Genomic DNA, 21,693 nt, shown 5'->3' with positions numbered 1-21,693 from the left:
GATGGAAGCCGGCGCTCAACGCCTTCGCCATCACTTTCGACGGAAGAATCAACTAAATGCCAACCGTGGATCCACCGAAAATCGGACAGTCCCGGAGGACCAGACCAGTGCGATGGTATGTAGCGTTTAGGGCACCTTCACCGGGCATTTTTGCGGGCCGGGTATACGGGACACCCCAAACTGCGCGCCTGCAACACCGCACGTCAGAGCAAGGTCATAGCGGTAAGGGACCGGCTAACGGGCGCCGTGGCGCTGCTGGACAGTGGCCCGGCGCCTGCAGGCCGCTCGAGCCGACCAGGAAAGAGTTACTCTTCCCCATGACCCTTCTTATACCTGCCGAGATGCCGAGATCTGGACTCTTTTAGACGGCCTGGGATGTCGGCGCGGGTCAAACCTTGTTTCCATGGCCGGGCACGCGGGCATTCTCAGCGGCATGAGGCTCTCTCAAGCGCTAGGTTTGGGCCAGCAGTAGTTTCGTCTCGACGGTTATAGGAGGGGAATGTACGTACTTCTGGGCTGTGTAGTTTTTGTAGTGGGCGTGCTCGGGGCTTGGCAACGTAAGCGGTTGATGGACTGGAGTACCCGCTGGAACCAACGATCCGGACCACCGGGCGAGATGCTCAACGCTTTCCAGTCAGAACGGGGCTATCTGATTGGAGGCTTCGGAATGGCTTTGGCGGGCCTCATAACAATTGTGTATGGACTGACTTCCGGCCGCTAAGCAAATAGCGCCATCCATTGCTTTCGGTCGGCTCCTCTGGTCCTTAGTATGTGCTGACTAGGTTTGTTGAGCATCAGGAGAAGCCATGCCGATGATTGGTCCTAATCTTGGAGGCGGAGCAGAGTATGTCGGCCTGGTTTTCGCACTTGTAGGCGTTGCCCTATTGGGACTCATCATCACCGCAGTTGTAGTTCTTCGAAAGAAGAACAAGAAATGAGCTTACGCAGCAGTTCAGGACGCTCCATCGACGACCGAAGAAAATTGCGGGCTTTTGGCTAAGTGTTTTGAACACCTGGCAGAACGCAGTCGTCGACCCCATCATCCTTGAGCTGACCGATTGCGGCGTCCGTTCAGGGATCCCCTTACGCGACACCAGGAGCCACCACAAAAGGGCACCGTCACCAGCCACCTCGAGAGCGAATCCTTCAGTCTCACGCTCTACTCCCCGGCCCGCGGCTCTCGCCCGGCCCGCCCGATCCGTGCCAGAGGCAGGCATCGACCTCGAATGGCAGCAACTGGTCCTGCTGTGCCATCAAGGACGCTCCGTGCGCCGTCACGCGCCGCATGAAATGGCGGCGGCATAACGTCTCGTAACCCACAACGGGTACGTGCCCGGCCTCAGGGGCAGCAGCTTCCATCACCATGTCCACGTCGCCCACCACCACCTGCGCACCTTCGGTGACCATCACGCCGTCGACCGTCCTGGCGTTGTGCGTAGCCCGTCGGCCGCACCAGCACAGCGCCTCCACCTGGAGCACCTGCACCCGGTCGGCGAGCTCGATCAGGCGCTGGGAACCGGGGAACAGCCGGGTGCGGAAATCAGCGGTGATGCCGAACGCGAAGACATCGACGTCGATCTCGTCCACTACCTTGGCCAGCTGCTCCACCTGTTCGGGCGTATAGAACTGGGCTTCGTCGCAGATCAGGTAGTCAACCCGCTGGCCCCGGGTGCGGCGCAGCATGACTTCCTCCCAGAAGTCGGTGCTGTCCAGGACCTCCACGGCATCCGTCTCCAAACCCAGGCGGCTCGAGATCCTGGACTCGCCGGCGCGGTCATTCCGGCTGAACCGGACGCCGCCACGGCCGCGGGCCCGGTGGTTGTAGTCCATCTGCAGGGCCAGGGTGGACTTCCCGCAGTCCATGGTGCCGGAGAAAAAGATGAGCTCAGCCACGCCGCCGCGTCCTTCCTTCAGCAGTGAAGCACAGCAGCGGGACTTCCCGCTCCGCCTTGGTCAGCGAGCCGTGCTGGCCCACCACCTCCATGGCAGTTGGCCGCATGCGCCGTCCGTCGTAAAGCGCGACGGCGTCCCGCGCCGCGATCATGACGTCACCAATCCTGCCCTCAACAGCGGGCCGGACGTCAGCACCAAAGAGTCCTCCCGCGATGGCCTCCCCGCGGGTAAAGGACCAGATCCGGGTGCCGAACCGCGCCTTCCAGGCCGCCAGCAGCCGCTCCGCGCCGCCGTCCGACAGGTGGGTTTCCTCGAGGTACAAGTGCACCATCCGTGGTTCCCCTGCCGTGTGGCGGACGCCCTGCACCAGCGCGGGGTCGGTGGAAAAGTCGATCCGCTGCGGTTCGTCGACGTCGAGCATGCCGTGGTCTGCCGTGAGCAGGATGGTGGTGCCCGTGGGAAGGGTGGAGTTTAGGCGCTTGACTGTGGCATCGAGCTCTTCGAGCTGGTGCTCCCACTGTTCGGAGCGGCAGCCGTAGCGGTGGCCGGCCTTGTCCAGGTCGTTGACGTAGAAATACATGAGGGCCGGGCCGGGTGCCGCCATGGCTTCGGCAGCGGCGGCCGTCCGGGCGTGAGCTGTTGTCCCTGGAATAAACCTGCCGCCGCGGAGGGCGGCCCGGGTCATCGGCGAGCCGTCGAACTGGGAGAGGCTGACGGTGCTGACGTCCACCTGGCCGGCAATCCGTTCAAACACGGTGGGAAAGGGCTGCCACGCTGACGGATCCACGCCGGGATCCCAGTTCCCCAGCAGGTTGACCACCTTGTCCTGGCCGGGGTCCAGGACATCGTAGCCCACCATGCCGTGCTGGCCGGCGGGAAGCCCGGTCCCAAAGCTGGAGAGGGCCGCTGCGGTGGTGGAAGGGAAGGCGGAGTCCAGCCACACCGGGACGTCGCCCTGCCCGGCCTGCAGCACAGAGCGCAGGAAGGGTGTGTGCGCGGATTTCTGCTTGAGAAGGTTCCGGCCCAAGCCGTCCGCCAGGACCACGCACACCCGTGAGGCAACCGGGAGTCCAAGGGTGTTGCTGAATCCGTCCACGCCAAGGCTTGCCGCTGCGCTGGTCAGGACCTCGGCGATGGAGCGGTGCCCGTAGGCGGGAGCAGGCGGAAGGTCGGGAATGCGTCCAGTGGTTACTGCGGCTTGGTGGCTGTCGTCGGGCATCAGCGCTGCTGGTGCCCGCGGCTGAGCCGGTTGCCGAACACCCCGGACCGCGGCCGCGGCCCCATGGACTGGGCGTGCGATACAGGAGCGGCGGAACCGGTGTTGACCGCACGCAGTGCCCGGGCAAACAGCTTGGCGTCCTGTACGGCCTGCAGTCCGTCCGCCTCGGCGCTGATGCGCAGCACGATGTCCTCCTGCGCAATGGTTCCGGTGTAGCCATGGTCGGCCTCGCACTGCGGATCGCCGCAGCTGGCGGGGCCCATGTCCAGCCGCTGGCCGCCCGACCATGCGATGGACAGCGTCAGCTCCCGGACGGGGTCGGAGGGCTTGTAATTCTGCGGCTGCGCGTACATGTAGCTGAGCACCACAGACCGGATCTGGGCAACGGGAACGGACTCGGTGGAGATCTGGGCCACGATCTGCTCCCCTGCCTCGTCCAACTGCTGGTCGTCCACATGGGTGATGACCAGCATGTCCGCGGTCAGGACCAGGACCGTAATGTGGCGGCGCACTTCTGCCCGGTCGAAGTGGGTTTCCAGGTGCACCAGGTGGGCTACGCAGTCCCGTCCGTCGAGTGCATCGTCAACGACGTCCGACACCAGGCGCGGGTAGAAGCCGGCCTTTTGCAGCGCGTCCTCCAGGCTTTGGCCCTGGACTCCGTGGTTGTGTGAGCTGTGCTGGCGGACTGCCTGGTTTTCGTTGCCGGGCGTTTCGGGCGCCGAAGCGGAAGGCTGGAAGCTCATGCCCCCATTTTCACAGATCGTCCGGTCACTTGCTAACCGCCTCAGCCCAGCATCGCCCTCCGCGCGCTGTCCGTGCGCTGCGCGGCGTTGCCAATCCGCACGTCAGCAGCAAGGATGGTGGCACCCGCCGGGCCGCACAGGACAGGGTTGAATTCCACCAGCGCAATCTCCGGATGGTTGTCCTTCATCCACGCCAGCCGGCCGGCAAGATCCTCCAGGGCCTGCACGTCGACGGCAGGCAGGCCCTGGTAGCCAAAAAGCTTCCGGGACGCCCTGGGCGCACGGATGAAATCGTGGACGTCCGCTGCGGAGAGCGGTGGAACGCGGTGGGCCCAGTCGTCCAGGAGGTTCACGGCGTCACCGGCGAGGCCAAAGGAGATGACAGGACCCAGCAGCGGGTCCTCAATGGCCCGGAAAGTGCACGCCTGCCCCACCGGGGCCATGGCCTGGACCTCGAGCGCCGGGTTTCCGTAGGCGGCGAGCGCACGCCGCATCTGCAGCACGTTCAGGCGCAGCGATTCGGCGTCCTCGATGCCAAGCCGCACGCCGCCAAGGTCCAGCCTGTGCCGGAGGGCGGGCTCGGTGGTCTTGAGCACCACCGGCCAGCCCAGCGAGTCGGCGGCGGCAACGGCTTCATCCGGGGTGGTGAACGGTGCCGAGGGCAGGACGGAAATGCCGTAATGGCCCAACAGTGAAGTCGTTGCCGCCGGGTCCAGTTGCTTGAGTTGCTCGCCGCTGACGTCCGCCAGCAGTCCATCAAGTTCAGCCGCCGCCTGGCGGGGGTCACAGCCGTCGGGTTCCACGAAGTGCCCATGGTCGCGCGCGGCCCATTCCGCGTAGCGGACCACGGCGGCGAGGGCGGCCACGGCTGCACCGGGATTGGAGAAGCAGGGAACGGTGCAGCCTTCCGTTCCCACCAGGCCCTCCACGGTGATGGTGGGGTCCAGGATCCCAGTGAACGCCGCCACTACCGGTTTCCCGGCTGCTGCGGAGCATTCCGCGAGGACTCCGGCCACGGCGTCGACGGTCAGGCCGCGCGCGGGCAGCAGGGCGGCGACGGCGGCGTGCACGGCGTCGGAGGCCAGGGCATCCAGGAGGGCCTTCCGGAGCAGGGGCAGGGCCACGGACTGGCCGGCGTCGAGGTCGAGTCCGGAGACCACCTGCGCCACTCCCAGCCCATGCGCGGCCGCACTGTCCGCCACCACGTTGCCCAGGGCCTGGGAGTTGCTGAAGATGGCGACGTCGGGCCCGGCAGGGAGGGGCTGGGCTGATACCACCTGTGCCACGTCCACCAGCTGTTCAACGGTTTCGACGCGGATCACCCCGGACTGGCGCAGCATGGCGTCCAGCGCTCCCGCCGGCGCCTGCGTGGTTCGGACGGCATGCCCCGGCGGCAGGCGGAGCCCCATGGTGTCGGATTTGGCCACGATGACCGGTTTGGTGCGTGCCAGCCGCCGTGCGATGCGGGAGAACTTGCGGGGGTTGCCTATCGACTCCAGGTACAGGCCCACGGCCGAGGTGTCGGCGTCGTCCTCCCAGTACTGCATCATGTCATTGCCGGAGACGTCAGCCCGGTTGCCTGCCGAGAGGAGGCTGGACAGGCCCAGCTTCCGCCGGCTCGAGGCGGCGTACAGCGAGACGCCGATGGCCGCCGACTGGCTGAACAGGCCCAGGCTCCCGCGCAGGGGCATCGTCGGGGCCATGGAGGCGTTCAGGGACACGTCCGGGTGGGTATTGGCTATGCCCAGCGAGGCCGGCCCGATCACCCGCATCCCGTTGGCCCTGGCCTGCCGCACCAGGGCGCGCTGGCGCAGCAGGCCGCGCTCGCCGTCGTCCGTAAAGCCTGCGGAGGCGATCACCACACCCTTGACACCGGCCGCCGCACACTCCTCCACCACGCCGGCGACCTCCTCGTAGGGCACCGCGATGATGGCCAGCTGGACCGGCTGGGGCACCTCGGAGAGCTTGCCGTAGGACAACATGCCCGCCAGTTCCAGCGCCTCGGGATTGATGGCGTACACCGGGCCGTGGAAACCGCCCTCGATGATGTGCTCCAGCAGCTGGTAACCCACGGTTCCCCACCGGCGGCTGGCACCGATCACGGCAACGGACGACGGCGCCAGCAACTCCCGGACGCTCCTCGCCTCAGCGCGGTGCTCGCGGGATTCCATCACGGCACGGGATTTTTCGGTGGGGTCAATGTTGAACTCGAGGCTGACGACGCCGTCGTCGAAGTGGCGCTTGACGTCGTAGCCGGCGTCGGAGAAGACCATCAGCATCTTGCGGTTCTCCGGCAGGACCTCGGCGGTGAACTTCCGGATGCCGTTTTCGTGCGCTGCGGCGGCAAGGTGCTCCAGGAGGATGGAGCCGATACCCCTCCCCTGGTGGGAGTCCGCGATGTTGAACGCGACCTCTGCCTCGGTGGGATCGCTGAGCCGGTCATAGCGGCCGATACCGATGATTTCGCCGCCGATGGTGATGACGAACGCCACCCGGTCCTTGTAGTCCACCTCGGTGAACCGCTTGAGCTCCTTGGCGGACAGCCGGGCCTTGAACGCAAAGAACCGCATGTAGATTGAATTCTGCGACTGCCCGGTGTGGAAAGCCTGGACGGCGTCCGCGTCCGACGGGTGGATGGGCCGCAGATGCGCTGTCCCGCCGTCACGCAGGACGACATCGGCTTCCCAATGTTCCGGATATTCGCCGTCCCCGGGCTGATCCACCATAGGCTTAGCCTAGCCAAAAACTATCGCAGCACACCCCAAGGCTGCGCAGTAACCGCAGAAGGATTCACCAAACCCCATGGCCCGCCGGCAAAGTTCAAAACCCATCGTGGACGACAGCTACACGGAAAACATCGTCGATATCGACGTGACGTCCGAAATGCAGGGCTCCTTCCTGGAGTACGCGTACTCGGTGATCTACTCCCGGGCCCTGCCGGATGCCCGCGACGGGCTTAAACCGGTCCAGCGCCGCATCCTGTACATGATGAGCGACATGGGACTGCGCCCTGACCGCGGCCACGTCAAGAGCGCCCGCGTGGTGGGCGAGGTCATGGGCAAGCTGCACCCGCACGGCGACGCCGCCATCTACGACGCCATGGTCCGCATGGCGCAGGACTTCTCCCTGCGCTTGCCGCTGATCGACGGGCACGGCAACTTCGGCTCGCTCGACGACGGCCCGGCAGCACCGCGGTATACCGAGGCGCGGCTGGCCGCGGCGGCCCTCACCCTCACCAACCACCTGGACGAAGACGTGGTGGACTTCGTCCCCAACTACGACAACCAGCTGACCCAGCCGGACGTCCTTCCCGCCGCTTTCCCCAACCTGCTGGTCAACGGCGCCACCGGCATCGCCGTCGGCATGGCCACCAACATGGCCCCGCACAACCTGGTGGAGGTTATCTCCGCAGCACGGCACCTGATTGCGCACCCCGACGCCACCCTGGAGGACCTCATGCGGTTCGTCCCGGGCCCGGACCTGCCCAGCGGCGGCCGGATCGTGGGCCTGGACGGTATCCGCGACGCCTACGCCACCGGGCGTGGATCCTTCAAGACCCGGGCCAAGGTGGAGATCGAACAGCTCTCGGCACGCCGCACCGGCCTGGTGGTCACCGAACTGCCGTACATGGTGGGCCCGGAGAAGGTGATCGAGAAGATCAAGGACGCCGTCAACGCCAAGAAGCTGACCGGCATCAGCGACATCGTGGACCTGACAGACCGCAAGCACGGGCTGCGCCTGGTGATCGAGTTGAAGAACGGCTTCAACCCGAACGCGGTCCTGCAGCAGCTTTACCGGTACACGCCGATGGAGGACTCCTTCGGCATCAACAACGTCACGCTGGTGGACGGGCAGCCGCAGACGCTGGGCCTGGTGGACCTTTTGAGCGTCTACGTCAACCACCGGATCAACGTGGTCCGCCGCCGGACCGTCTTCCGCCTCGGCAAGAAAAAGGACCGCCTCCACCTGGTGGAGGGCCTCCTGATCGCCATCGTGGACATCGACGAGGTCATCCAGATCATCCGGTCCTCGGATGAGGCCGCGGCGGCCCGTGAGCGGCTGATGTCCATCTACGACCTTACCGAGGTCCAGGCAAACTACATCCTTGAACTCCGCCTGCGGCAGCTAACGAAGTACTCCCGGATCGAACTGGAAAAAGAACAGGACGAACTCCGCCGCGACATCGCGGAACTGCAGGCCATCCTGGACTCCGAGGAGCTGCTCCGCACCGTGGTCTCCGACGAACTCGGCGCGATCGCCAAGGAACACGGCACCCCGCGCCGCACCGTGCTCCTGGAGTCCGAGGCCGTGTCCCCCACTGTCGCCGCCGCCGAGCTTGCCGGGGCCAAGAAGGGCAAGGCTGCCCCGCTGTCCTTGGAAATCGCCGACGACCCCTGCTGGGCCATCCTCACCGCGTCCGGGCAGGTGGCACGCACCAGCAACCAGGAACCGCTCGCCGAGGCAGGTCCCCGGAGCAGGCACGACGTATACACCTCGGTGGTCAAGACGTCGGCCCGCGGCGAAATCGCGGCGGTCACCTCGCAGGGCCGGATGCTCCGGCTTCAGGTCATGGACATGCCGGTCCTGCCGCCCGTGGCCGGCCTGCCCAACCTGGCCGGCGGCGTCCCTGCCAAGGAGTTCCTCACCCTGGTGAAGGGTGAAACCCTGGTGGCGTTCGCGCGGCTGGATGAAGTCCTGGCCGTCGGCACCGCCCAGGGCGTGGTGAAACGCGTCCAGCCGGACTACCCGCTGAACCGGGAAGACTGGGAAGTCATCACCCTCAAGGACAAGGACGTGGTGGTGGGAGTCGCTCCCGCCGGCGGCGATGACACCGAACTGGTGTTCCTCACCCGGGAGGCCCAGCTGCTGAAGTTCCCCGCCGCCGTGGTCCGCCCCCAGGGCCGCACCGCCGGCGGCATGGCCGGAATCAAACTCGCCGCTGGTGACCAGGTGATTTTCTTTGGTGCCGTACAGCCCCAGGATGAGGCCGCCGTCGTGGTCACCATCGCCGGGACCAACGGCGCCCTGCCGGGCACTGCCCCGGGCACGGCCAAAGTCACGGCGTTCTCCGAATATCCGGCCAAGGGGCGCGCCACTGCCGGGGTCCGGTCGCACCGGTTCCTCAAGGGCGAGGACATGCTCCTGCTGGCCTGGGCGGGCCACGGGCCGGCCAAGGCGTCCTCCGCGGCAGGAGTGGCGCGGTCACTGCCCCAGGAGCATGGCCGCCGCGACGGCTCGGGCGTCCCGCTCTCCCAGGCCGTCGAAGCAGTCGGCCCTGCCATGGCGTGGATGGACGGCGGCGCAGCCGGCGACACCGCGGAGTAGTGCCGGCGGCGTGGCCGGCTCAGCCGGCGACGTCCCGGCGCCGGAATCCGGCGACGGCGAGCGCCACCAGCACCGCGATGGTCACGGCAGATACCAGCACACTGTCCCAGGCGGTGCCGTTGCGGAGCGGGTCGTGGGCGATGTACTGGAAGAACGGCGAGACCTTCTGGATCCGGTCAAAAACGTCCACCATGGGTGCCAGGGCATTGACGATGTAGGCCAGGACCGCCAGCACTGCAGGGACGCCGCGGCTGAGCCCGGTCCGACCGGTCGCCGCTGACAACGCCAGGGCGAGCGCCCCGAACACGACGCCCAGGAGCGCCAGGTGCAGCATGGCCGCTGCCACCTTGTCCGCCGGCAGGACCAGGTCCACCAGGTTGCCTTCAAGCAACAGGGACAGACCCATGACGGCGGCCAACAGGAACGTGCCCGCCACCATGGCGAGGAACTTGTCCACCACCACCCTTCCCCGGCCCACGGGGTTGGCGAGCAGCAGGTCCATGGTGTGGCGGTCCTCTTCCCCGCCGATGGCTCCCGCACCGGAGCTGACGGCGTAGATCAGGACTGCGATGGGACCCATGAAGGACAGCAGCTCCACCTGGATGTACCCGGTGGGGGTGGACAGGTCTGCACTGGAAGTGGCAAAGAGGGAACTGAAGGCCTCCGGCATCTGCTCGATGAAGGCGCTGATGGAGGGCTGGGACTTCACCGAGGGCCAGACGGCTGCGTACATGGCCACGACAAGGGCCAGGGAGACGGCCCAGGCGACCAGCAGCCTGCCCTGGTCCCGGAGCGTTTTCAGCAGGACGCTAGCCAGCACGGTGCCCCACCGCTCCGGCCGCGCGTTCCGCTGGGCCGGGCGCAGCGCTGCCGTCCGCCCGGTCCATCCCGTAATAGCTCAGGAACGTCTCCTCCAGCGGGGCCTCGGAACATTCGAAGTCCTCCACCTCCCGGGCACTGACCCGTTTCAGCAGGGCGTCCAGGGCCGATTGCGGGGCGTTGCAGCTCAGGGTCCGGCCGTCCACCAGCACGTCCCGTACCCCGGGGACTCCGGTAAACTCGGCCACGGATACGTCGCCGGCGAATCTGGCCCGCACCCGGTGCAGGGAGCGGGCGGCCAGGTCCTGCAGCCGCTCCACCGCCACCAGTTTGCCGCCCCGGACCACCCCGATCCGGTCTGCGACGCGCTCCACCTCGCCCAGGACATGGGAGGAGAACAGGGCCGAACCGCCGCCGGCCGTGTGTTCACGCAGGATGGAGTGGAACACCTGCTGCACCAGCGGGTCGATCCCGCTGGTTGGTTCGTCCAGCACGAGCAGCCGCGGCCTGGACATGACCGCGAGGACGATGGCGAGCTTTTGCCGGTTCCCGCGTGACAGCGTGCGGGCCGGTTTTCCCAGGTCCAGTTCCAGCCGGTCAGCCACCTCTGCCGCACGCCCGCTGTCGTCCCGGTGCCGCAGATGGGCGCAGTAGGCCACGTGCTGGTGGCCGGTCAGGCGGTCGTAGAGCGCCGGCTCGCCGGGAACGTAGCCCACCACCCGGTGGACGCCCCGGGATTCGCGCCAGGTATCCATTCCCAGGACGGACGCCGTTCCGGATGTGGGCCGCAGCATTCCCATCAGCAGCCGGATGGTGGTCGTCTTGCCTGCCCCGTTCGGACCCAGGTAGCCGAACACCTCGCCTGACCCAATGGTGAGGGTCACGTCGTCGAGCGCCGTGTTCCGGCCGAACCGCTTCGTCAGGCCGGCCAGCCGCACCATGCTTTGCGCGTCCTTGCGCGCTTCCGGGCTCATGCGGCCACGCTAGCCGGGACGCTCCCTGCGGCCCAGAGTCTTTTGGCCCGCACAGCTTAGACTGCTCCCATGCCTATCGCGCCTGATGACAAGGACTGGACCTGGGTCCTCTCCCGGCCCTGCCCGGAGTGCAACTTCCATGCCCCAACCGCCACGCCCGCCACGGTTCCGGGAAGCGTCGAAAGCATGATTCCCCGCTGGCTGGCCGTCCTTCGGCGGCCGGACGCGGCGGAGCGCCCGAACGGACAGACCTGGTCCGCGGTGGAGTACGCGTGCCATGTACGGGACGTCTTTACCCTGTTCAACCAGAGGCTGAACCTGATGCTCGCCGAGGACGACGCCCGCTTCGCTGATTGGGACCAGGACCGGACGGCCATCGAGAAGGACTACGCCAACGCCGACCCGTCCGAGGTGGGTCCGGAGCTGGCAGCGGAGGGACACGAGGCCGCCGAAGCCTTCGCCGGCGTCCCCGAAGAGGACTGGGGGCGCAAGGGCGTGCGCAGCAACGGCTCCGAGTTCACCGTCCTGACGCTCTCGCAGTACTTCCTGCATGACGTGGTCCACCACCTGCACGACGTCGACGGCTGACGGAAGCGCGCTTGGCCGCCGGAGCCGTGGCGGCAGCGCGTCCGGCAGCGCTTAGCGCGAAGGCGCCAGGGAGCCCCTGGACTGTCCGGCCGGCTCCGAAAGTTCCAGCCGGGCATCACCGGCCTGGATGTCGGCGGGGTTGTGGGTCACCAGCACCACGGTGCGGTCCCGCAGTCCGGCGCGCAGGTCCGCCAGCATGGTGGCCGCGGACTCCGCATCCAGGTGCGCGGTGGGCTCATCGAGCAGGATCACTTCCGCCCCCGTCAGCAGGGTCCGGGCCACAGCCAGGCGTTGGCGCTCGCCGCCGCTGAGGAAGGCGCCGCCGGGGCCGATGCGGGTGTCCAGCCCGGCTGGCAGCCTGCCCACCAGCGCGGAAAGGCCGACGGCGGCAAGCACCGCCTCCAGCTCGCGGTCGGACGCCGGCGCCGGGCCGTCCTCGATCGGCCGTCCCAGCAGCAGGTTTCCCCTGATCGTGGAATCGAACAGGTGGGCCTCCTGCGGACACCATGCTGCCCGGCCGGTGACCCGGACCTGTCCGGATGCCGGCGGCAGGAAGCCCAGCAGCACCGACAGCAACGTCGATTTGCCGGAGCCGGACGGTCCGGTGACCGCCAGCCAGCGCCCGGGAACTGCCACAGCAGTGATGCCGGCGAACACCGGGGGGCCGCCCGGCCATTCCGCGGCCAGGTCCAGGAGCTCAACGCCCGGCGTGTCCCCGGCCCGGCGGGAAACGGGCTGCAGGCCCCCGCGTGGTTCGCTGCCGGCCGCCAGGGCGCCGGGCTCCCCCACCCGCCGCATGACGGACCGCAGGGCGGGGTACTGGCGCACCGCCGTCGTCATCGCCGCGTAGGGTTCCACCAGGGCAAGCAGGAGAAGGACCACCACGGCGGCGGCCGCCGGTGCCACCTGGGCCGCGAGGACTGCGGGCCCCGCCAGCCAGGCAGCAGCCAGGGCTGCCGTCCCACAGGCTGCTGTGGCAACGGCATGGCCCAGCCCGTCCGCCCAGGCGGAGCGCCGCGAAGCGCGGGTGGCGTCCCGGTCTTCCGCCAGCAGCGCCTCGAGCACGCGTGGTGCCACGCCGTTGGCGTGCAGATCCGCGCGGGCATCGAGGGCAGCGGTGACGCGGCGCAGCACGCCCGAGCGCAGGGACTGCTCGGCGGCAGCGGACCTGCGGTCGCCCCACAAGGCCGCGGCAGGCGCCAGCAGCAGGCCGCCGACGGCCGCACCGGCCACGGCGGGAAGGGCATCCGGTACCAGGACGCCGGTGGCTGCCACGGCCAGGACGGACACCGCCACCGCGGTGGCGGGCGGCAGGACCACCCGGGGCAGGAGGTCCCGGACGGTATCGACGTCGTCAATCACCGTACCCAGAACGTTGCCGCCCTGCAGCAGCCGGCGCAGCGAGAGGGCGCGCCGGCTCAGCGACTCCCAGAGCCGGCCGCGGAGCCGGGTGAGTGCGGCGAACACGGCATCGTGCAGCAGCAGCCGCTCCCAGTAGCGGAACACGGCCCGGCCGATGCCGAAGAACCGGACCCCGACGATGGCGGTCAACAGGTACAGGATGGGCGGTTGTTCGCTCGCCCGGATGATGAGCCAGCCGGACAGGCCGGAAAGCGCGACGGCGAAGAGGGCCGCCAGGGTGCCGACGAAGGCGGCGGCCGCGAACTTGCCCCGCACCGGAGCCAGGAGTGCTGCCAGCAGGCGGAAGGCCCCGGGGGCAGCCTTTTCAGCGGCACGTACGGCCGGGTTCCGTGTGACGGGGTTGTCCGTCGAAGCGCGGTCCGTGGCCGCCCCGTCTGCAGCGCTGGCTCTATGCGGGACGCCGGCGGGGGCCGCAGGCAGCAACGCGGCATCGGCGTCGTCCTGCCGGGCCGTTGCGTGGGTCCGGGACGCAGGCGCCACCGGTACCAGCAGGTCCGCCAGCTGCCGGGTGCGCTGGTTGTGGGCCACCAGGACCACCGTGACCTGGCCGCGGAGCCGGCGGATGGCGTCCTCCACGATCACGGCCGACGCGTCATCCAGGTGCGCGGTGGGTTCGTCGAGCAGCAGGAGGGTGGCACCGGCCTCGATCCTGGCCAGGCCGCGGGCCAGTGCGACGCGGCGCAGCTCACCCGGGCTCAGTTCCGCCTGGTGCTTTGGGGCCAGGTGCCCGGCTCCGGCACGTGCCAGGCAGCGGCGGGCGGCATCTTCGGCGGCGAACCGGTCCGGGCCGTGGCCGGAGTCAGGCGACAGGTACAGCAGTACCTCCTCCAGGACGGTTCCGGCCACCATGACCGGGTGCTGCGGCACCCATGCCACGGAGCGGCGGTCAAGCCCGCTGATGGAGCAGGTGACGCTGGTGCCGCCACCGTGGCCGATGATCCCGGCAAGGACGCCCAGGACGGTGCTCTTGCCGGCGCCGCTGGGGCCGTCCAATGCCGTGATCCTGTCCAGCGGCGCGGTGAACGTCATGGGCCCGACGGCGGTTGCGGACCGCCCGGCGTATGTCACGGTCAGTCCGGTGACTTCAAGCGGGGCACCGGGCCTGCCGGCCTTGGCCGCCGGGAGCGGTGCCGGCTCGGGGGCACTGGTCACGGCGGCCGTTTCCGCCAGTGCGACCCTGCCGTCGTCGCTGGCGTGGTGGGCGGTGCCGAGTTCCCGCAGCGGGAGGTAGCAGTCAGGTGCCAGGAGGAGGGCCAGCAGGCCGGCTTCCAGCGGCATGTCGCCATGCACCAGCCGGACACCGATGAAGACGGCCACCACTGCCACCGAGATGGTCGCGATGAGCTCCAGGGCCAGGGCGGACAGGAAAGCAGTGCGCAGGGTGCCCATGGTGCGGGAGCGGTACTCCTCCGAGATCTCCTCAAGGGCCTTCCGCTGGGCGGTGGCACGTCCCAGCCCCACCAGGACCGGCAGGCCCTTGGCCAGCTCCAGCATGTGCGCCGACAGCCGCGCCAGGGTGGCCTGGGCTTCCCGCACGCTGTCCTCGGTGTACCTGCCGATCAGCACCATGAACACCGGGATCAGCGGAACTGTCAGCACGATCACCAGCGCGCTGACCCAGTCCGCGAAGAGGATCCGGGCCCCCAGCAGCAGCGGAACGGCGGCGCAGTTGACCAGTGCGGGAAGGAACTGGGTGTAGTAGCTGTCCAGGGCGTCCAGGCCGCGGGTGGCAAGGACCGCCAGCCCGCCGTCGCCCGGGCCGGATCCGCGCACACCCGTGCGCAGGGCCCGGTCCAGCAGTTCGGCGCGCAGTTCCTCCTTCACGCCCAGGGCAGCGCGGCGGGCAGCGACGGCCTGGCCCCAGACGGTCAGGGACCGAAGCACGACGCCGGCAAGTCCGGCGGTCAGTTGGCTCCCCCAGGCCGGGTTCCCGGCGACGAGTCCGGCCAGGACCGATGCCACTGCCTGGCCGATCAGGACCAGGGACAGGGCCTTGAGCGCCGCCAGGAGTCCCAGCCAGTAGATCGCCGAGCGGGTGGACGGACCGGCGGGAAATGTTGGCCGCACGTCAGCCCTTGGTGGTGAAGGCCCTGGCAGCGACCGCCGGGAGGAAGCTGTGGGCTTCCGGGATGTGCGCGGTGCTTACCCGGCGGCGGAACACCCAGTAGGTCCATGCCTGGTACGCAATCACCAGGGGAAGGCCGAATGCCGCCACGATGCTCATCAGCCCCAGCGTGTAGTCCGAGGAGGATGCGTTGGAGACAGTGAGGTCGAAGGCGCTGTCCAGCGTGGAGGGCAGCACCACGGGGAAGACCGCACCAAAGATGGATGCCGTGCCCAGCACCAGGAAGCCGCCGAGGGCCAGGAAGGCCCTGCCTTCAGCGCCCTTCCGGGCCAGCAGCCAGGCAGTGATGGCGGCGGCGACGGCAAGGACGACGGCGGCCCAGGTCCAGGGCTTCCCGTCCATGAACTGGATGGCCAGCGCCCATGCGGCGATGGGCAGCAGCAGGACCGGCAGCAGCCGCACGAACCACTGGCGGGCACGGTGCCGGACATCCCCGTCCGTCTTTAGTGCCAGGAATGCCAGCGCGTGCACGAGCGAGAAGCCCACCACTGCCGCGCCGCCAAGGAGGGCGTACCCGCTGAACCAGGCCATGGGGCCGCCTTCGCGGTCACCGTTGGCGTTCAGCGGCAGCCCGGTGGTGGTAAGGGCCAAGGCGGCGCCGACGCCGAATGCGGCGAAGAAGGAACCCAGCGCGATGGCCCAGTCCCAGCGGTTCCGCCAGCTGTCGGTGTCCACCTTGCCGCGGTACTCGAATGCCACCGCGCGGAAGATCAGGGCGAGCAGGACCACCAGGAGCGGGAGGTAGAGCGCGGAGAACAAGGACGCGTACCAAAGCGGAAAGGCCGCGAAGGTGGCGCCGCCGGCAGTCAGCAGCCACACCTCGTTGCCGTCCCAGACGGGCCCAATGGTGTTCAGGAGAACGCGGCGTTCGGTGTTGTTGCGGGCGAAGAGCTTCATCAGCATCCCTACGCCCAGGTCGAAACCTTCGAGGAAGAGGTAGCCGGTCCACAGCACCGCAATGGCGATGAACCAGATGGTGGGCAGCAGTTCCATTGTGTGTTTCCTCTGCTAGTAGGCGAAGGCCAGGACGTCGTCGGCGGGCTTGGGGCCGCCTGGGCCCGGGGTTTCATCCTCGTTCTCGTCCACCGGGGCGTGGCCGAGTTCCGGCATAGCGGAGACCACACCGCCGCGGATGTACTTGACCAGCAGTTTTACTTCCACCACCAGCAGGACGGCGTAGACGGCGGTCAGGGCCACCAGCGAGGCGATCAGCTCCCCTGCGGACACACCGGGTGATACGGCGGCGGCGGTGAACATGAACACCTGGTCGATGCCGCTCGGGTCGGGATTGGGTGCCACCACGAACGGCTGGCGGCCCATCTCGGTGAAGATCCAGCCGGCGGCGTTGGCACCGAAGGGTGCAAGGATGCCAAACACTGCCAGGCGCATCAGCCACCGGGATTCCGGCACCGTCCCCTTGCGGGTTATCCAGAGTGCCACCAGCGCAGCCAGCGCCGCGAGGCCGCCGAAGCCGATCATCATCCGGAAGCCCCAGTAGGTGACTTCCATGACGGGTACGTACTGGATCTCCTGGCCGGCGCGGTCCCCGTAGATCGGGTTGTCCGGGAGCGTGGTTCCGTACTTTTCCTTGTACTCGGGCAGCAGGCTGTTGACGCCCTTCACCTCGGTGGTGAAGTCACCCTTGGCCAGGAAGGAAAGGATGCCGGGGACCTCGATCACTGCCACGACGTCGTCGCAGTTCTTCGAGCCCACGTTGCCGACGCTCAGGACGGAGAAGCCGGTGCCGTCGTGGCACGCAGCCTCTGCCGCGGCCATTTTCATGGGCTGCTGCTGGAACATGAGCTTGCCCTGCAGGTCACCGGTGACGGCGGTGCCGGCAAAGGAGATCATGGCCACCACGGCACCGATGCGCAGGGACCGGATCCACACCTTGTAGTCGGCCCGGTCGCGGCCGGAAATGCTGGCGTCTTCGCCGGGGATGATCCGGCCGTCGGCGCCAACGGTGTCGACGCCGTCGTGCCGCCTCCGCCACAGGTGGTACCAGGCGATGCCCAGGAGGAAGCCGCCCGCCACGGCGAGGGCGCCGAACAGGGTGTGCGGTACGGCAACCAGGGCGGTGTTGTTGGTGAACACGGCCCAGGCGTCGGTCATGACGGGCCGGCCGTTGATCATTTCCACGCCCACCGGGTGCTGCATCCAGCTGTTGGCCACGATGATGAAGTAGGCGGACAGCGCCGAGCCGACGACGGCCACCCAGAGGCAGGCAAGGTGGATGGCGGGCTTGAGCTGCTTCCACCCGAAGATCCACAGGCCCAGGAAGGTGGACTCGACGAAGAAGGCCAGGAGGGCCTCGAGGGCCAGCGGGGCGCCGAAGACGTCACCGACGAAGCGGCTGTACTCGCTCCAGGCCATGCCGAACTGGAACTCCTGCACAATGCCGGTGGCAACGCCCATGATGAAGTTGATGAGGAAAAGCTTTCCCCAGAATTTGGTCATGCGCAGGTACTCCGGCTTGCCGGTGCGGTACCAGGCCGTCTGGATCACGGCGACCACCAGGCCCAGGCCGATGGTCAGCGGCACCATCATGAAGTGGTAGACGGTGGTGATGCCGAATTGCCAGCGTGCGATTTCCAAGGCGTCCATGGCAGTCCCTACTGTTAGCCAATGCAGTTTTCTACGCTTCGTAGAACTGTAACTTCTACAAAGTGTAGAACATGGTCGGCGGCGGACGAAAACCAACCGTCCTCCCTAGGATCGCCCACCTGGGCGCGGCGCGCCAGATGTTCTACCCGATGTAGAAGGTTCGGCGTTTTCGGGGTAAATTTAGTTGTGTAGTTGAACAACCGCGTGACGTCACCTGGCGCACAGCGCACGGTGCGGGGAAATAAAAGGAAAAGTGACATGGCTAGTCTTGGTGAACTGGAACGGGCAGTGATGGACCTGCTCTGGGCGGGCCAGGAAGCGGCTACGGCCAATACCCTGAGGGATCAGTTGGCGCGCACGTCGGCGGCGCAGGGCGGCCCCGGCCACGAAGGCAAGGAACTCGCCGTCACCACGGTGCTTACCGTACTTTCCCGCCTGGAAAAGAAGGGCCTGGTCGAACGCGAACGCGGCACCCGCCCGCACCGGTACCAGGCAGTGTCCAGCCGTGCAGACCACACCGCCGAACTCATGCATGAGGTCCTTGGGTCGGCCCCGGACCGCGAGGCCGTGCTGGCCCGCTTCATCGGGTCTGTCTCCGAAGGTGAAGCCGAAACGCTGCGCAAACTGCTGGGTCATCTCTAGCACACCATGTTCTGGGCCTCATACCTGCTGGCGGTCCTTGCGATAATCCTGGCGTGGCCGGTGCCAATCCTCCTGTCACGGGCACAATGGCCGGCCAGGTCGCCCTTCACGGCCATGCTGCTGTGGCAGGCGATCGCACTCGCAGGTGGTCTCTCCATGATCGGCGCCATGCTGGTCTACGGCCTGGAACCTGTGGGTGACAACCTCATCGCGGGGCTGCGCGCCCTTGCCGGCATGGTGCTCTTCAATGCCCCCACCACGGCGCTGGGGTTCTGGCATATCTTTGCCCTGTCCGCTGCCGCCCTGCTCACGGCCCACCTGGTCTTCACCCTGTTGCTGACGTACTACAAGATCCAGCGGCAGCGGCGCCGGCACCGCGAACTGCTCGCCATCCTGGCTTCCCCGTCAGGCCAGGACGCCGGAACTCTGGTCATCAGCCACGATTCCCCTGTTGCCTACTGCCTTCCGGGAGGCGCCCGCTCGGTCACCGTACTGTCGGATGGCCTGATGGCTGCCCTTGAACCGGCTGAGCTTCGTGCCGTCCTCATCCACGAGAACGCCCACCTGAGCCAGCGGCACCACCTGCTCCTGTGGGCCTTCGCGGCCTGGCGGCAGGCCCTCCCCTGGCTGCCCACCACCCGGCTTGCGCAGGAGTCGGTGAATTCGCTGATCGAGATGCTGGCCGACGACGTCGCCCTTCGGACGGAAAGCAAAGCGACGCTCATCAAGGCCATCGCCATTGTGGCCAGCGGTTCGGCGGGCAACTCCGGGGGCGGCGACATCCGGCCGTCGTCCCCTACCCTTGCCCTTTCGGGCCTCGAGGCGGCATCGGGCGGCCCGGGCTCGGATGCGGTCCGGACGGCTGCCTCCCGGGTCAGCCGGCTCCTGACGCCGCAGCCCCAGCTTCCTGCCGCTGTCCGCAGCGCCGTCCTGGCCGGCTGCATCCTCCTGCTGGCGCTGCCTACCGCCCTGCTGGTGGTACCCGGACTGCTCGGCTGACGCGCCGCCGTCGCGCGCTGCCTCCTGGTGGTTCAGCCGCGCGAAAACCGGCGGCTGTCACGCGTCGATACGCTCCCGGTCCAGGCTGGAGGCGCCGGCAATGATGAAGTCCTTGCGCGGGGACACGTCCGAGCCCATCAGCAGGTCGAAAATCTCCTCAGCCTGCTGCGCATTCTCGATCCCCACCTTGCGAAGGGTGCGGTGCCGCGGATCCATGGTGGTCTCGGCCAACTGCTCGGCGTCCATCTCCCCCAGGCCCTTGTACCGCTGGATCGGCTCCTTGTACCGCTTGCCCTCCTTCGCCAGGCGGGCCAGCAGCACGTGGAGCTCGGCCTCGGAGTAGGTATAGATCATCTCGTTGGCCTTCTGGCCGGCGTTGATGACCTCCACCCGGTGCAGCGGCGGCACGGCGGCGAACACCCGGCCCTCAAGGATCATGGGACGCATATAGCGGAAGAACAGGGTCAGGAGCAGTGTCCGGATGTGGGCGCCGTCCACGTCGGCGTCGGTCATGAGGATCACCTTGCCGTAGCGGGCGGCGCTGATGTCGAAGCTGCGGCCGGAACCTGCCCCGACCACCTGGATCAGGGCGGCACACTCGGCGTTGGAGAGCATGTCCCCCACCGAGGCCTTCTGGACGTTCAGGATCTTGCCGCGGATGGGCAGCAGCGCCTGGAAGTCCGAGGAACGGGCCAGCTTGGCCGTGCCCAGCGCGGAGTCACCTTCCACGATGAACAGTTCGGAACGCCCGACGTCGTCCGTCCGGCAATCGGCAAGCTTGGTGGGCATGGAGGAAGTTTCCAGCGCGTTCTTGCGCCGCTGGGTCTCCTTGTGCACGCGCGCCGAGATGCGGGACTTCATCTCGTTGACGATCTTCTCCAGCAGCAGCGCCGACTGGGCTTTGTCGTTCCGGTTGCTGGAGGACAGCTTGGCGGAGATTTCGCGCTCCACCACCTTGGCCACGATGGCGCGGACGGCGCTGGTTCCCAGGATTTCCTTGGTCTGGCCTTCGAACTGCGGTTCGGCGAGCCGGACGGTCAGCACGGCCGTCAGGCCGGCGAAGATGTCGTCCTTTTCAATCTTGTCGTTGCCGGCCTTGAGCTTCCGGGCGTTGGCCTCCACGGCTTTCCGGAAGGTCTTGATCAGGGCCTGTTCGAACCCGGACTGGTGGGTGCCGCCCTTCGGGGTGGCGATGATGTTCACGAAGCTCCGCACGGAGCTGTCGTAGCCGATCCCCCAGCGGAGCGCCACGTCCACCTCGCAGTCGCGCTCGACCTCGGCCAGCTGGCTGTGTCCGCGCTCATCAAGGACCGGGACCGTCTCCTTGAACTTTCCGGAACCGTGAAGCCGCCAAACGTCCGTGACGGCCGGATCGGCTGCAAGGAACTCGACGAACTCGGAGATGCCGCCGTCGTGGTGGAAAACCTCTTCGAAGGGACCTGCTTCACCGGGGGTCCCGGGGACCCTGCGCTCGTCCCGGACGGTCAGCTTGAGGCCGGGCACCAGGAACGAGGTCTGGCGTGCGCGGGCAACCAGGTCATCGTAAGAGAACTTGGCATCGGGGGTGAAGATCTGCCGGTCAGCCCAGTAGCGGATCCGGGTTCCGGTCACGCCGCGCTTGGCCTTGCCCACCACGTCCAGCACGGAGTCGTTGACGAACGGCGTGAACGGAGCTGCCGGATCCAGGCGGGACCCGGTGTCCTTGAAGCGGCCGGGCTCACCGCGGCGGAAGGACATCCTGTAGGTCTTGCCACCCCGGTCCACCTCGACGTCCAGGCGCGAGGACAAGGCGTTGACCACCGATGCGCCCACACCGTGCAGGCCGCCGGAGGCCGTGTAGGACCCGCCGCCGAACTTGCCACCGGCGTGCAGCTTGGTGAACACCACTTCGACGCCGGTGAGCCCCGTCTTTGGCTCCTTGTCGATGGGGATGCCGCGGCCGTCGTCGTGGATTTCCACGGAGTTGTCCGCGTGCAGGATGATCCGGATGTCGTGGCCGAACCCGGCCAGGGCCTCGTCCACGGAGTTGTCGATGATTTCCCAGAGACAGTGCATGAGGCCGCGCGAGTCGGTGGAGCCGATGTACATACCCGGGCGCTTGCGGACGGCTTCGAGGCCTTCCAGGACGGAAAGGTGCCGGGCGGTGTACTCAGAGCTTGGTGCCACTGGTGATGAACTCCTTCAGGGACGTCGATGCGGCGCTGGGACCGCACCTTCTAGGGTAGTCCGCTGCAGCGGGCAGAACCGTCTGCCACACCCGCGGCCCGGTGTGCGGCGCGCCACGGACCGTGGTGGCGGGCGGAACTGGGAAGTTCTTGACCGAACCTTGCGGATACGCGC

Annotated in this window: 15 protein-coding genes; 5 read left to right on the top strand and 10 right to left on the bottom strand. The window is 67.7% G+C overall.

Features of this window, described 5'->3' with window-relative positions:
- Positions 1-806: 806 nt before the first annotated feature.
- A complete protein-coding gene (locus tag J2T23_RS18715) occupies positions 807-938 on the top strand; it encodes a hypothetical protein (protein WP_307362486.1) in 132 nt (43 codons plus the stop codon).
- Positions 939-1,152: 214 nt separating this feature from the next.
- On the opposite strand, the gene J2T23_RS18710 is transcribed toward J2T23_RS18715, so the two are convergent.
- From J2T23_RS18710 to J2T23_RS18695, 4 genes are read right to left on the bottom strand one after another with little or no spacing between them, the layout of a single operon-like run.
- Positions 1,153-1,893 (bottom strand): thymidine kinase, encoded by a 741-nt coding sequence (locus tag J2T23_RS18710; protein ID WP_307362484.1) that lies wholly within the window; start codon positions 1,891-1,893, stop codon positions 1,153-1,155.
- Positions 1,886-3,112 carry an alkaline phosphatase family protein gene (locus J2T23_RS18705; protein ID WP_307362481.1) on the bottom strand — a complete coding sequence of 409 codons (1,227 nt, stop codon included), beginning with the start codon at positions 3,110-3,112 and terminating at the stop codon, positions 1,886-1,888. The genes J2T23_RS18710 and J2T23_RS18705 overlap by 8 nt, the downstream gene beginning before the upstream one ends.
- Positions 3,112-3,855 (bottom strand): DUF5998 family protein, encoded by a 744-nt coding sequence (locus tag J2T23_RS18700; protein ID WP_141160799.1) that lies wholly within the window; start codon positions 3,853-3,855, stop codon positions 3,112-3,114. The genes J2T23_RS18705 and J2T23_RS18700 overlap by 1 nt, the downstream gene beginning before the upstream one ends.
- A gap of 41 nt (positions 3,856-3,896) precedes the next feature.
- Positions 3,897-6,581: a bifunctional acetate--CoA ligase family protein/GNAT family N-acetyltransferase gene (locus J2T23_RS18695; RefSeq protein ID WP_307362479.1), complete on the bottom strand. Its 2,685-nt coding sequence runs from the start codon at positions 6,579-6,581 to the stop codon at positions 3,897-3,899.
- 76 nt (positions 6,582-6,657) lie between these two features.
- Between J2T23_RS18695 and J2T23_RS18690 the strand changes: the two genes are divergently transcribed.
- Entirely contained in the window at positions 6,658-9,180 is a 2,523-nt protein-coding gene (locus J2T23_RS18690; RefSeq protein ID WP_307362477.1) for a DNA gyrase/topoisomerase IV subunit A, read from the top strand.
- Positions 9,181-9,199: 19 nt separating this feature from the next.
- Here the strand turns inward: J2T23_RS18690 and J2T23_RS18685 are convergent, their stop codons facing one another.
- Positions 9,200-10,000 (bottom strand): ABC transporter permease subunit, encoded by an 801-nt coding sequence (locus J2T23_RS18685; protein ID WP_307362474.1) that lies wholly within the window; start codon positions 9,998-10,000, stop codon positions 9,200-9,202.
- Positions 9,990-10,973, bottom strand: a complete 984-nt coding sequence (locus tag J2T23_RS18680; protein ID WP_307362471.1) for an ABC transporter ATP-binding protein — start codon at positions 10,971-10,973, stop codon at positions 9,990-9,992. The genes J2T23_RS18685 and J2T23_RS18680 overlap by 11 nt, the downstream gene beginning before the upstream one ends.
- Positions 10,974-11,042: 69 nt before the next feature.
- Between J2T23_RS18680 and J2T23_RS18675 the strand changes: the two genes are divergently transcribed.
- Positions 11,043-11,561 (top strand): DinB family protein, encoded by a 519-nt coding sequence (locus tag J2T23_RS18675; RefSeq protein ID WP_307362469.1) that lies wholly within the window; start codon positions 11,043-11,045, stop codon positions 11,559-11,561.
- A 51-nt stretch (positions 11,562-11,612) separates the two neighbouring features.
- Here J2T23_RS18675 and cydD read toward each other — a convergent pair whose 3' ends face one another.
- Genes cydD through J2T23_RS18660 form a run of 3 tightly spaced genes read right to left on the bottom strand, consistent with a single transcriptional unit; the run spans position 11,613 to position 17,712 of the window.
- Positions 11,613-15,050 carry a thiol reductant ABC exporter subunit CydD gene (cydD, locus tag J2T23_RS18670; RefSeq protein WP_307362466.1) on the bottom strand — a complete coding sequence of 1,146 codons (3,438 nt, stop codon included), beginning with the start codon at positions 15,048-15,050 and terminating at the stop codon, positions 11,613-11,615.
- A 1-nt stretch (position 15,051) separates the two neighbouring features.
- Complete coding sequence (gene cydB / locus J2T23_RS18665; protein ID WP_307362463.1) at positions 15,052-16,101, bottom strand: cytochrome d ubiquinol oxidase subunit II; 1,050 nt, start codon at positions 16,099-16,101, stop codon at positions 15,052-15,054.
- Between the two features lie 15 nt (positions 16,102-16,116).
- Positions 16,117-17,712: a cytochrome ubiquinol oxidase subunit I gene (locus tag J2T23_RS18660; protein WP_307362460.1), complete on the bottom strand. Its 1,596-nt coding sequence runs from the start codon at positions 17,710-17,712 to the stop codon at positions 16,117-16,119.
- A gap of 258 nt (positions 17,713-17,970) precedes the next feature.
- On the opposite strand from J2T23_RS18660, the gene J2T23_RS18655 reads away from it, so the two are divergent.
- Both J2T23_RS18655 and J2T23_RS18650 read left to right on the top strand, forming a co-directional pair.
- Entirely contained in the window at positions 17,971-18,354 is a 384-nt protein-coding gene (locus J2T23_RS18655; RefSeq protein WP_018769682.1) for a BlaI/MecI/CopY family transcriptional regulator, read from the top strand.
- Positions 18,355-18,360: 6 nt separating this feature from the next.
- On the top strand, positions 18,361-19,353 hold the full coding sequence (locus tag J2T23_RS18650; protein ID WP_141160808.1) for a M56 family metallopeptidase: 993 nt from the start codon (positions 18,361-18,363) through the stop codon (positions 19,351-19,353).
- A gap of 57 nt (positions 19,354-19,410) precedes the next feature.
- On the opposite strand, the gene J2T23_RS18645 is transcribed toward J2T23_RS18650, so the two are convergent.
- On the bottom strand, positions 19,411-21,519 hold the full coding sequence (locus tag J2T23_RS18645; protein ID WP_141181266.1) for a DNA gyrase/topoisomerase IV subunit B: 2,109 nt from the start codon (positions 21,517-21,519) through the stop codon (positions 19,411-19,413).
- Positions 21,520-21,693: the final 174 nt, after the last annotated feature.

This window comes from Pseudarthrobacter niigatensis, assembly GCF_030812615.1.
GTDB classification, from domain to species: domain Bacteria; phylum Actinomycetota; class Actinomycetes; order Actinomycetales; family Micrococcaceae; genus Arthrobacter; species Arthrobacter niigatensis.
This window is presented reverse-complemented; position numbering and strand designations above follow the sequence as displayed.

Bases quoted from the DNA above. Each gene is read 5' to 3' on its own strand.
- J2T23_RS18715 (WP_307362486.1), top strand. From the start codon at position 807: ATGCCGATGATTGGTCCTAATCTTGGAGGCGGAGCAGAGTATGTCGGC.
- J2T23_RS18705 (WP_307362481.1), bottom strand. From the start codon at position 3,112: ATGCCCGACGACAGCCACCAAGCCGCAGTAACCACTGGACGCATTCCC.
- J2T23_RS18700 (WP_141160799.1), bottom strand. From the start codon at position 3,855: ATGAGCTTCCAGCCTTCCGCTTCGGCGCCCGAAACGCCCGGCAACGAA.
- J2T23_RS18695 (WP_307362479.1), bottom strand. From the start codon at position 6,581: ATGGTGGATCAGCCCGGGGACGGCGAATATCCGGAACATTGGGAAGCC.
- J2T23_RS18690 (WP_307362477.1), top strand. From the start codon at position 6,658: ATGGCCCGCCGGCAAAGTTCAAAACCCATCGTGGACGACAGCTACACG.
- J2T23_RS18680 (WP_307362471.1), bottom strand. From the start codon at position 10,973: ATGAGCCCGGAAGCGCGCAAGGACGCGCAAAGCATGGTGCGGCTGGCC.
- J2T23_RS18675 (WP_307362469.1), top strand. From the start codon at position 11,043: ATGCCTATCGCGCCTGATGACAAGGACTGGACCTGGGTCCTCTCCCGG.
- cydB (WP_307362463.1), bottom strand. From the start codon at position 16,101: ATGGAACTGCTGCCCACCATCTGGTTCATCGCCATTGCGGTGCTGTGG.
- J2T23_RS18660 (WP_307362460.1), bottom strand. From the start codon at position 17,712: ATGGACGCCTTGGAAATCGCACGCTGGCAATTCGGCATCACCACCGTC.
- J2T23_RS18655 (WP_018769682.1), top strand. From the start codon at position 17,971: ATGGCTAGTCTTGGTGAACTGGAACGGGCAGTGATGGACCTGCTCTGG.
- J2T23_RS18650 (WP_141160808.1), top strand. From the start codon at position 18,361: ATGTTCTGGGCCTCATACCTGCTGGCGGTCCTTGCGATAATCCTGGCG.